This window comes from Pseudomonas sp. PA-5-4B, assembly GCF_021606215.1.
GTDB classification, from domain to species: Bacteria; Pseudomonadota; Gammaproteobacteria; order Pseudomonadales; family Pseudomonadaceae; genus Aquipseudomonas; species Aquipseudomonas edaphica.
Genome location: NZ_WKDB01000066.1, coordinates 23,842 through 35,105, shown reverse-complemented (window position 1 = coordinate 35,105; position 11,264 = coordinate 23,842). Strand labels below are relative to the sequence as shown.

The window sequence follows — 11,264 nt, the reverse complement described above, 5'->3', positions numbered from 1 at the left end:
ACACGCCCCGGCTGAGCACCTGGCCGAGTGGCGCCGGAGGGTCAACGACGAGCGCGACAGCTTCTCACGGGGTGATCGCGGTGCCGGTATCCGCCTCTCCGGCGAATTCCACTTGAAGCTCGCCGAAGCGGCGAAGAATGCACCGCTGATCAGCTTCCAGCGCAGCCTGGTGTCGCAGACCTCGTTGATCATCGCCCAGTACGAAAGCGGCAACCGCTCGCACTGTTCCTACGATGAGCACACCCAACTGATCGATGCGATCGAAGCACGCGACGCGACGCTGGCAGTGAATTTGATGATGCACCACATGGATCACATCGACAGCAAGCTCAACCTCGACGAGGAAAGCGCGTCGGATGATTTGCACGCGGTGTTCTCGCATTTGTTGCAGACCAAGAAGCCAGGGCGTTCTTCAGTCAAACTGTGATGTTCCAGGTTCGCCTGGGACTAAAAATGTGGGAACTGGCTTGTGTGGGAGCTGGCTTGCCTGCGATGCGGGCACCGAGGTGTATCAGGTACACCGCGGTGATGCTATCGCAGGCAAGCCAGCTCCCACACAAGCCCAGCTCCCACATTTGTTTTGTGGTGTTGCTGAAATTAGCGCTGGTGCACCAACTGACCCGCTGCATACGTCTGCAACACCGTCCGGTCATCCCCCAACGTCATCAACACAAACAACGTCTCGGCAATGTTATTGGCCTGCTTCAAGCGATAGCTGAGCAGTGGCGTAGCGTTGTAGTCCAGCACCAAAAAGTCCGCATCCGTGCCCGGCTGCAATGTGCCGATCTTGTCTTCCAGACGCAGTGCCCGCGCACCGCCCAAGGTGGCCAGGTACAGCGACTTGAACGGGCTCAAACGCGCGCCCTGCAATTGCATGACCTTGTAGGCTTCGTTCAGGGTTTGCAGCAGCGAGAAGCTGGTGCCACCGCCCACGTCAGTGCCCAGGCCGACATTCAGCTTGTGCTTCTCGGCCATCGGCAAGTTGAACAAGCCACTGCCGAGGAATAGGTTCGAGGTCGGGCAGAACGCCACGGCTGAACCCGTCTCCGCCAGCCGTGCGCACTCGTCATCACACAGGTGTACGCCGTGGGCAAACACCGAGCGCTCGCCCAGTAGTTTGTAGTGGTCGTACACATCCAGATAGCCATTGCGCTCCGGGAACAGCGCTTTTACCCACTCGACTTCCTGCTTGTTCTCGCTGATGTGCGTCTGCATGTACAGGTCCGGGTATTCGCCCAGCAGTTGCCCGGCCAGCGCCAGTTGCTCCGGGGTGCTGGTCGGCGCAAAACGTGGCGTGACGGCATAGTGCAAGCGGCCCTTGCCGTGCCAGCGTTCGATCAGCGCCTTGCTTTCCTGATAGCCGGATTCGGCAGTGTCGGTGAGGTAGTCCGGCGCGTTGCGGTCCATCATCACCTTGCCGGCGATCATGCGCAGGTCGAGTTTCTCGGCGGCTTCAAAGAACGCGTTCACCGACTGCGGGTGCACACTGCCGAACACCAACGCCGTGGTGGTGCCATTGCGCAGCAGTTCCTTGATAAAGATACCCGCGACTTCCTCGGCGTGGGCCTTGTCGGCGAACTGGCTTTCACACGGGAAGGTGTAGGTGTTGAGCCAATCCAGCAACTGCTCGCCATAGGCACCGACCATGCCGGTTTGCGGCAGGTGGATATGGGTGTCGATCAGCCCGGGCGTGATCAGCGCATCCTGATAATGGGTCACGTCGATGTCGGCGGGCAGGGTTGGCAGCAAATCGCTGGCGTGGCCCAGGGCGCTGATCTGGCCGTTATCGATCACCAGCAGGCCGTCTTCGAAATACTCATAAGAGGCTTCGATCCCCACTTCGGCGGGGTCGGCGATGCTGTGCAAAATGGCGGCGCGGTAGGCTTTGCGAGTCAAAGGCATGGTGATCTCAATGTGTTAGATAGCTTGGCTGCGACGCGAGGCCGGCAGCAGTTTGGCAATAGGTTCGGCGCTCGCACTGTGCTGGCCGAAATTCGCGTTATAGGTGGCGATGATTTCGCCGGCGATGGAGATGGCGATCTCCACCGGCAGTTTGCCCTTTACCTCGGTGAGGCCCATGGGGCAGCGCATGCGTTGCAGTTGCGCGGTGTCGAAGCCGCGATCACGCAGGCGGTGTTCGAACTTGACCCGCTTGGTCTTTGAACCGATCAGGCCGAAATAGGCAAAGTCATTGCGCTTGAGCAGCGCGGCGGTCAGTTCCAGGTCCAGCGCGTGGTTGTGGGTCATCACGATGCAGTAACTGCCCACCGGCAGGTCGGCAATTTCGTCGACCGGCTCTTCGCTGATGATTTTACGCACGCCCTGAGGGATGTGTTCTGGAAACTCCTGATCACGCGAATCAATCCAGCGCACCCGACACGGCAGGCTTGCCAACAACGGCACCAGCGCGCGGCCGACATGGCCGGCGCCAAATACCGCGATCTGCGCCTGCACCTGGCCCATGGGTTCGAACAGCAACACCGTCACGCCGCCGCAGCACTGGCCCAGGCTGGCGCCGAGGCTGAAGCGCTCCAGATGGGTGTTCTGCTGGCCACGCACCAGCATGTCACGGGCGATCTGCATCGCCTTGTATTCCAGGTGCCCGCCGCCGATGGTGTCGAAGGTGTGCGCGGCGCTGATGACCATTTTTGAGCCGGCATTGCGCGGCGTGGAGCCGAGCTCTTCGATGATGGTCACCAGCACGCAGGGTTCACCCTGGTTCTGCAGGTCGGCGAGGGCGCTGATCCAGTTGTTCATAGTCACCTCCAGTCAGATCGTTCCCACGCTCCGCGTGGGAATGCATACCGTGACGCTCTGCGTCACAACAGCGGACGCACAGCGTCCAAGGCGGCATTCCCACGCAGAGCGTGGGAACGATCAAGCCAGTTCAGTCTCAACGGCTTTTGCAGTGCTCAACTGCCGCATCTGCTCACAGCCCCACAACACCCGCTCCGGCGTCGCCGGCGCATCAATCTTCGGCTGATGGCGATAGTCACCCAGGCTCGCCACGGCATCCTTGATCGCACACCACGAAGCAATCCCGAGCATAAACGGCGGCTCGCCCACGGCCTTGGAGTGGAACACCGTGTCTTCCGGGTTTTTGCGGTTTTCCACCAGCTTCACACGCAAATCCAGGGGCATGTCCGCCACGGCCGGGATCTTGTAGCTGGCCGGGCCGTTGGTCATCAGCTTGCCCTTGTTGTTCCACACCAGCTCTTCCATGGTCAGCCAGCCCATGCCCTGGATAAAGCCGCCTTCGACCTGGCCGATGTCGATGGCCGGGTTCAGCGAGGCGCCCACATCGTGGAGGATGTCGGTGCGCAACATCTTGTATTCGCCGGTCAGGGTGTCGACGATCACTTCGCAGCAGGCCGCGCCGAACGCGAAGTAATAGAACGGCCGGCCACGTGCCTGGCTGCGGTCGTAAAAGATTTTTGGGGTTTTGTAAAAGCCGGTGCTCGACAGCGAAACCTGAGCGAAATACGCCTGCTGGATCAACGCCTCAAAGGTCAGGATCTGATCGCGCACGCGCACATGGCCGTTGTGGAACTCCACGTCCGCTTCACTCACGTCGTACTTACGCGCGGCAAATTCCACCAGGCGCTGCTTGATGGTTTCGGCAGCGTTCTGCGCGGCCTTGCCGTTCAAGTCGGCACCGCTGGAGGCGGCGGTCGGCGAGGTGTTGGGCACCTTGTCGGTGTTGGTGGCGGTGATCTGCACGCGGTCGGTCTCGACCTGGAATATTTCAGCCACCACCTGCGCGACCTTGATGTTCAAGCCCTGGCCCATCTCGGTGCCGCCGTGGTTCAGGTGGATGCTGCCGTCGGTGTAAATGTGGATTAACGCGCCAGCCTGGTTGAGGAAACTGGCGGTAAACGAAATACCGAATTTCACCGGCGTCAGCGCCAGGCCTTTTTTCAGAATCGGGCTGTGGGCGTTGTACAGGCGGATCGCCTCGCGACGCTCGGCGTACTGGCTGCTGGCTTCAAGCTCGGCGGTCATTTCTTCGAGCATGTTGTGCTCGACGGTCTGGTAGTAGTGGGTGACGTTGCGCTCGGTCTTGCCGTAGTAATTGGCCTTGCGCACCGCCAACGGGTCCAGCGCCAGATGACGCGCAATGGCGTCCATGACCTCTTCGATGGCCACCATGCCTTGCGGGCCGCCAAAGCCGCGATACGCTGTGTTGGACGCGGTGTTGGTCTTGCAGCGGTGGCCGTTGACGGTGGCGTCGCCCAGGTAATACGAGTTGTCGGAGTGGAACATTGCGCGGTCGACAATCGAGTTGGACAGGTCCGGCGAACAGCCGCAGTTACCTGCCAGGTCCAGATTGATGCCGTGCAGGCGGCCGTTGTCGTCAAAGCCCACGTCGTATTCGATATAGAACGGGTGGCGCTTGCCGGTCATCAGCATGTCTTCGACACGCGGCAGGCGCATCTTGGTCGGCTGGCCGGTCAGGTGCGCGACCACCGCGCACAGGCACGCGGGGCTGGCGGCCTGGGTTTCCTTGCCGCCAAAACCCCCGCCCATGCGGCGCATGTCCACGACGATTTTATTCATCGACACGTCGAGCACTTCGGCCACCAGCTTTTGCACTTCGGTGGGGTTTTGCGTGGAGCAGTAGACGATCATGCCGCCGTCTTCGGTGGGCATTACCGAGGAAATCTGGGTTTCCAGGTAGAAGTGTTCCTGGCCGCCGATATGCAGGGTGCCCTGGATACGGTTTTTCGCGGTGGCCAGTGCGCCCGCCGAATCACCGCGTTGGTGGGTGTGGCTGTCGAGCACAAAGTGCTTCTTGCGAAAGGCCTCGACCACGTCCAGCACCGGCTCCAGGTCTTCGTATTCGATCACCGCCGCCATGGCCGCTTTGCGCGCGGTTTCCAGGTCGCGGGCGGCCACGGCCAGCACCACTTGGCCGACAAACTGCACGGTGTCGATGGCCAGTAACGGGTCGCCGGGCATCAATGGACCAATGTCTTTGAGGCCCGGCACATCTTCATGGGTGATGACGATACGCACGCCGTCAAAGGCGTAGCAGGGCGCGGTGTCGATGCTGATGATGCGCGCATGGGCGCGGTCGGACATACGCGCATACAGGTGCAACTGGTTAGGGAATTCAAGGCGATCATCGATGTACTGCGCTTCACCGCTGACATGCTTGGCGGCGCTGTCATGCTTGACGCTGCGGCCGACCCCGGTGGTCAGGTCCTGGGCAAACAGCTCGGCGAGTTCGGCCTGGGTTTTAACGACGGCGTGATGGTTAGACATAAGCGGTCACCCGAGTCTCGATGTGCGGTGTTTGCAGTTCGATGAAGTATTTGCGCAGCAGATTCTGCGCGCTGAGCAGGCGGTATTCCTTGCTGGCGCGGAAGTCCGACAGCGGGGTGAAATCCTGGGCGAGGGCGGCGCAGGCTTTCTCCACCGTGGCGGCGTTCCAGGTGGCGCCGACCAATACGGTTTCGCAGCTTTTCGCGCGTTTGGGCGTGGCGGCCATGCCGCCAAACGCCACGCGGGCGTCGCTGATCACACCGTTGTCGAGCTTCAGGTTGAAGGCGGCGCACACGGCGGAAATATCATCGTCCAGGCGCTTGGAAACCTTGTAGGCGCGGAACAGCTGGTGGCCCTTGGGCACGATAATCTTCTCGATAAACTCGCTGTCCTGGCGCGCAGTGACACGGTAGTCGATAAAGTAATCTTCCAGCGCCAGGGTGCGACGGGTGTTGCCCTTGCACAGCACGATCTGCGCGCCGAGCGCGATCAGCAGTGGTGGCGAATCGCCGATGGGCGACGCATTGCCGATATTGCCGCCCAGCGTGCCCTGGTTGCGGATCTGCAGCGAAGCGAAGCGGTGCAGCAAATCGCCGAAGTCCGGGTATTCGTGGTGCAGCGCGCTGTAGCAGTCGGACAGCGGTGTAGCCGCGCCGATTTCCAGGCGGTCGTCGAACGACTCGATGCGCTTCATCTCTTCAATGTTGCCCACGTAGATCATCACCGGCAGCACACGGTGGAACTGCGTGACTTCCAGTGCCAGGTCAGTGCCGCCCGCCAGCAAACGCGCCTGCGGATAGGCGTCGTAGAGATCGGCCAGGTCGGCAACGGTGAGCGGCACCAGGCAGCGTTTGTCGCCGCTGTTGAGTTCACCGGTTTGCGTGGGCGCGATGGCTTTGAGACGGGCGATGGTCTCGGGTTGGCGGCTGTCGAACTGATCCGCCGGCTTGTTGCAGCAGGCCTGTTCGGCGGCGGCGAGGATCGGTCGATAACCGGTGCAACGGCACAGGTTACCGGCCAGGGCTTCATGGGCTTTCTGGCTATTGGGGGCGTCGCTGTTCTTTTGCAGGGCAAACAGCGACATCACAAAGCCTGGGGTGCAAAAGCCGCATTGCGAGCCGTGGCACTCGACCATGGCCTGTTGCACGCTGTGCAGTTGGCCTTGATGTTTGAGGTCTTCGACGCTGATCAGCTGTTTGCCGTGCAATGACGACACAAACGTCAGGCAGGAATTGAGGCTGCGATAGCGGATCTGCTCCGCGCCTTGAGTGTCGGTGTGCAATTCGCCGACCACCACGGTGCATGCACCGCAATCGCCGCTGGCGCAGCCTTCCTTGGTGCCGGATTTGCCCAAATGCTCGCGCAAATAGTTGAGCACGGTCAGGTTGGGGTCCAGGGCGTGCTCGCTACGGAGTTCCTGGTTAAGTAAAAACTGGATCACGGAAGGCCTCGCAGACTCATTATTGTTGTTAACCGCTTTGCGCCGAATCTAGTCATGTCTGACTTTTCGGTCAACGATTTTCTGACCAGAAGGTCAAGAAATTGCGATCACAACACTTTTAATTATGGTCCAGTCTTCTGGAACCGGTGTTTTTGCTGGCTTTTGGCTTTTCATCGCTGCTTATTTCATGCCAAATTCGCGCCTGTGGGCGTAGCGCCATCAGCCAGCCAATGCGCTACACTGCCGCGCTTGTACCGATAGAAGATTTTGAAGGGAAAACATGACGTTCAAGGCGCCGGACAGTCTCGCCGAGCAAATTGCTCACCACCTCGCCGAACGTATCATTCGCGGCGATCTCAAGCCTGGGGAGCGGATCCAGGAACAGAAAGTCACGCTGGCACTCAATGTCAGCCGTGGTTCCGTGCGTGAAGCTTTGCTGATCCTCGAGCGCCGCCACCTGATCGCGATCCTGCCGCGCCGTGGCGCCCACGTCACCGAACTCACCGCGCACAAGGTGCAGAGCCTGTGCACGCTGATGGGCGAGTTGTACATCCTGCTCGGCAATTCGGTGGCTGAGGGCTGGAAGGTCCAGGCTGACATGGCGCCGTTCCTGCAGATCCAGCAACGCCTGATGACCAGTTTCGAACGTGAGGACGTGCGTGCCTTCGTCGAAGAAAGCTTCAGTGTGATGCGCGCCGCGTACCCCTTCGCCAACAACCCGTACTTGCAGGAAACCGTCGAAAACCTGCAGCCGGCGATGAACCGTGCCTATTACCTGGCCCTGGACCAGCGCAAGGCGGAGATGAGTGAGTACCTGGCGCTGTTCGAGCAGCTGCTCGCGGCGGTGCTCGCCCGTGATCTGCCGCAGATCCGCCAGGTACTGTCGGCCTACTGCGAGCGCAGCAGCTCGTTGGTCATCGCTGCGTTGGCGGGCGCCTAAACGTGCGGCTCAAGTGCATCAAACTGGCGGGGTTCAAATCCTTCGTCGACCCGACCACGGTGAACTTCCCCAGTAACATGGCGGCGGTGGTCGGGCCCAATGGCTGCGGCAAGTCGAACATCATCGACGCCGTACGTTGGGTGATGGGCGAGAGCTCGGCAAAAAACCTGCGTGGCGAGTCGATGACCGACGTCATCTTCAATGGCTCCACCAGCCGCAAGCCGGTGAGCCAGGCCAGCATCGAACTGGTGTTCGATAACTCCGATGGCACCTTGATCGGCGAATACGCGGCCTACGCGGAAATCTCGATTCGCCGCAAAGTGACGCGCGACAGCCAGAACAGTTACTTCCTCAACGGCACCAAATGCCGTCGACGCGATATCACCGATATTTTCCTTGGCACCGGCTTAGGCCCGCGCAGCTATTCGATCATCGAGCAGGGCATGATCTCCAAGCTGATCGAAGCCAAGCCCGAAGACCTGCGCAACTTTATCGAAGAAGCGGCCGGCATCTCCAAGTACAAGGAGCGCCGCCGCGAGACCGAAAACCGTATCCGCCGTACCCACGAAAACCTCGCCCGCCTGACCGACCTGCGCGAAGAGCTGGAGCGTCAACTGGAACGCCTGCACCGCCAGGCCCAGGCGGCCGAGAAGTACCAGGAATACAAGGGCGAGGAGCGCCAGCTCAAGGCGCAGCTCTCGGCCCTGCGCTGGCAGGCGCTGAATGATCAGGTCGGCCAGCGCGAAGCGATCATCGGCACCCAGGAAATCAGCTTCGAAGCGCTGGTGGCCGAGCAGCGTAATGCCGACGCCAGCATCGAGCGTCTGCGTGATGGTCACCATGACCTGTCCGAGCGCTTCAATCTGGTGCAGGGGCGGTTCTATTCGGTTGGTGGCGATATTGCCCGGGTCGAGCAAAGCATCCAGCACGGCCAGCAGCGCCTGCGCCAGTTGCAGGACGATTTGAAAGAAGCCGAACGCGCGCGGCTGGAAACCGAGTCGCACCTGGGCCACGACCGTACGTTGCTGCTGACGTTGGGCGAAGAGCTGGACATGCTCACGCCCGAGCAGGAAATCACCAGCGCCGCCGCCGAAGAGGCCGCGGCCGCCCTGGAAGAAGCCGAAACCACCATGCACGGCTGGCAGGAACAGTGGGACGCTTTCAACCTGCAATCCGCCGAGCCGCGCCGCCAGGCTGAGGTGCAGCAATCGCGCATCCAGCAACTGGAAACCAGCATGGAGCGCCTGGCCGAGCGCCAGCGCCGCATGCAGGAGGAGCGCGCGTTGCTCGCCGCCGACCCGGAAGACGCGGCGATCATGGCGTTGAGCGAACAACTGGCCGAAAGCGAAATGACCCTGGAAGAACTCGAGGCCAGCGAAGAACAGCAAGTGGAGCGCCTGGAGCAATTGCGTCAGCAACTGCAACAGGCGACCCAGGCCCAGCAGCAGGCCCAGGGCGATTTGCAGCGGCTGAACGGGCGCTTGGCGTCGCTTGAAGCCTTGCAGCAGGCAGCGTTGGACCCAGGCACCGGCACCGCCGAATGGCTGCGTGACCAGCACCTGGCCGAGCGCCCGCGCCTGGCCGAAGGCTTAAAAGTCGAAGCGGGTTGGGAGTTGGCGGTCGAGACCGTGTTGGGTGCCGACCTGCAAGCCGTACTGGTGGATGATTTTGGCGGTTTCGACCTGGCCGGTTTTGCCCAGGGCGATTTGCGTTTGCTCAGCCCCGCCGTCGATGGCACGCGAGTGCCGGGCAGTTTGCTCGACAAGGTTGAGGCCGCGATCGATCTGGCGCCGTGGCTGGGCCAGGTCAAACCGGTTGAATCATTGGAGCAAGCCTTGTCCCAGCGTGGCCAATTGGGCGCCGGTGAAAGCCTGATCAGCCGAGACGGTTACTGGGTTGGCCGGCACTTCCTGCGCGTGCGTCGCGCCAGTGAGGCCGAGAGCGGCGTATTGGCCCGTGGCCAGGAAATCGTCAACCTGAGCGCCGAACGCGAAGAACGCGAGGCCACCCTCGAAAGCCTGGAAACCGAACTGCAAACCCTGCGTGCCACTCAGCGTCAACAAGAGACTGGCCGCGAACACCTGCGCCGCCTCTTGCAGGACGAAGCGCGCCAGCAAGGCGAATTGAAAGCCCAACTGTCGGCGAGCAAGGCCAAGGCCGAGCAACTGACCCTGCGCCGCACCCGCCTTGACGAAGAAGTGGCCGAGATGGGCGAGCAGCGCGCCCTCGAACACGAGCAGATCGGCGAAGCGCGCCTGCACTTGCAGGAAGCCCTCGACAGCATGGCGCTGGATACCGAGCAGCGCGAACTGCTGCTGGCCCAGCGCGACAGCCTGCGTGAGCGCCTCGATCGCGTGCGCCAGGAAGCCCGTCAGCACAAGGATCACGCCCACCAATTGGCCGTGCGCCTGGGCTCGTTGCAGGCCCAGCACACCTCCACGCGCCAGGCGCTTGAGCGTTTGGAGATGCAGTCCGAACGCCTCACCGAAAAGCGCGAGCAACTGAGCCTCAACCTGGAGGAGGGCGAGGCGCCGCTGGAAGAGTTACGCCTTAAGCTCGAAGAGTTGCTCGACAAGCGCATGACCGTTGACGAAGAACTCAAGACCGCGCAAATCGCCCTGGAAGACGCCGACCGCGAACTGCGCGACGCCGAGAAACGCCGGACCCAGGCCGAGCAGCAATCCCAGCTGATTCGCGGCCAACTCGAACAGCAACGCATGGAATGGCAAGCCCTGACCGTGCGCCGCAAAACCCTGCAAGACCAGTTGCTTGAAGACGGCTATGACTTGCACGGCGTGCTCAATACATTGACCGCCCAGGCCAATGAAAAAGACGCCGAAGAAGAACTTGAGCGCATCGCCGCGCGTATCCAGCGCCTGGGCGCGATCAACTTGGCGGCCATCGACGAATACCAGCAACAGTCCGAGCGTAAACGTTATCTGGATGCTCAAGACGCCGACCTGGTCGAAGCGCTGGACACTCTGGAGAACGTGATCCGCAAGATCGACAAGGAAACCCGTAATCGCTTCAAAGATACCTTTGATCAGATTAATGGCGGTTTACAGGCGTTATTCCCGAAAGTTTTCGGTGGCGGCAGCGCCTACTTGGAACTGACGGGCGAAGATCTACTCGATACAGGGGTGACGATTATGGCGCGGCCCCCGGGCAAGAAGAACAGCACCATCCATTTGTTGTCCGGTGGCGAAAAGGCACTCACGGCATTGGCCCTGGTATTTGCGATCTTCAAGTTGAACCCGGCGCCGTTTTGCATGCTCGACGAAGTTGACGCGCCGCTGGATGACGCTAACGTTGGACGCTACGCTCGGTTGGTTAAAGAGATGTCCCAGACCGTGCAGTTCATCTATATCACCCACAACAAGATCGCCATGGAAATGGCCGACCAGTTGATGGGCGTGACGATGCATGAGCCGGGTTGTTCGCGGTTGGTGGCGGTGGATGTCGAAGAAGCGATGGCGATGGTGGACGCCTAGCGGCGAGTTGCAAGCTGCAAGTGTGCGAGGCTATAGCTTGCAGTGTGTAGCTCACAGTTGGCGGCTTGCGTAAGAGATCTCCCATGTCGCCGAAAGATGGCAAACCGATACATTTCGCGCCAACTGT

Annotated in this window: 7 protein-coding genes; 3 read left to right on the top strand and 4 right to left on the bottom strand. The window is 61.0% G+C overall.

What is annotated here, in order from left to right:
* Positions 1-427, top strand: a 427-nt coding sequence (locus GIW28_RS24875) for a GntR family transcriptional regulator (RefSeq protein ID WP_236490426.1), incomplete at its 5' end; no start/stop codon positions are given.
* 170 nt (positions 428-597) lie between these two features.
* On the opposite strand, the gene guaD is transcribed toward GIW28_RS24875, so the two are convergent.
* From guaD to xdhA, 4 genes are all read right to left on the bottom strand, one after another.
* Positions 598-1,902, bottom strand: a complete 1,305-nt coding sequence (guaD, locus tag GIW28_RS24870; protein WP_169984950.1) for a guanine deaminase — start codon at positions 1,900-1,902, stop codon at positions 598-600.
* Between the two features lie 15 nt (positions 1,903-1,917).
* Positions 1,918-2,757 carry a xanthine dehydrogenase accessory protein XdhC gene (xdhC, locus tag GIW28_RS24865; protein WP_017134780.1) on the bottom strand — a complete coding sequence of 280 codons (840 nt, stop codon included), beginning with the start codon at positions 2,755-2,757 and terminating at the stop codon, positions 1,918-1,920.
* A 120-nt stretch (positions 2,758-2,877) separates the two neighbouring features.
* On the bottom strand, positions 2,878-5,265 hold the full coding sequence (gene xdhB, locus GIW28_RS24860) for a xanthine dehydrogenase molybdopterin binding subunit (protein WP_236445781.1): 2,388 nt from the start codon (positions 5,263-5,265) through the stop codon (positions 2,878-2,880).
* Positions 5,258-6,706, bottom strand: coding sequence for a xanthine dehydrogenase small subunit (xdhA, locus tag GIW28_RS24855; RefSeq protein ID WP_236445782.1), 1,449 nt, complete (start codon positions 6,704-6,706; stop codon positions 5,258-5,260). The genes xdhB and xdhA overlap by 8 nt, the downstream gene beginning before the upstream one ends.
* Positions 6,707-6,986: 280 nt before the next feature.
* On the opposite strand from xdhA, the gene GIW28_RS24850 reads away from it, so the two are divergent.
* On the top strand, positions 6,987-7,646 hold the full coding sequence (locus tag GIW28_RS24850; RefSeq protein ID WP_017134783.1) for a GntR family transcriptional regulator: 660 nt from the start codon (positions 6,987-6,989) through the stop codon (positions 7,644-7,646).
* A gap of 2 nt (positions 7,647-7,648) precedes the next feature.
* On the top strand, positions 7,649-11,137 hold the full coding sequence (gene smc, locus GIW28_RS24845; protein ID WP_170039260.1) for a chromosome segregation protein SMC: 3,489 nt from the start codon (positions 7,649-7,651) through the stop codon (positions 11,135-11,137).
* Positions 11,138-11,264: the final 127 nt, after the last annotated feature.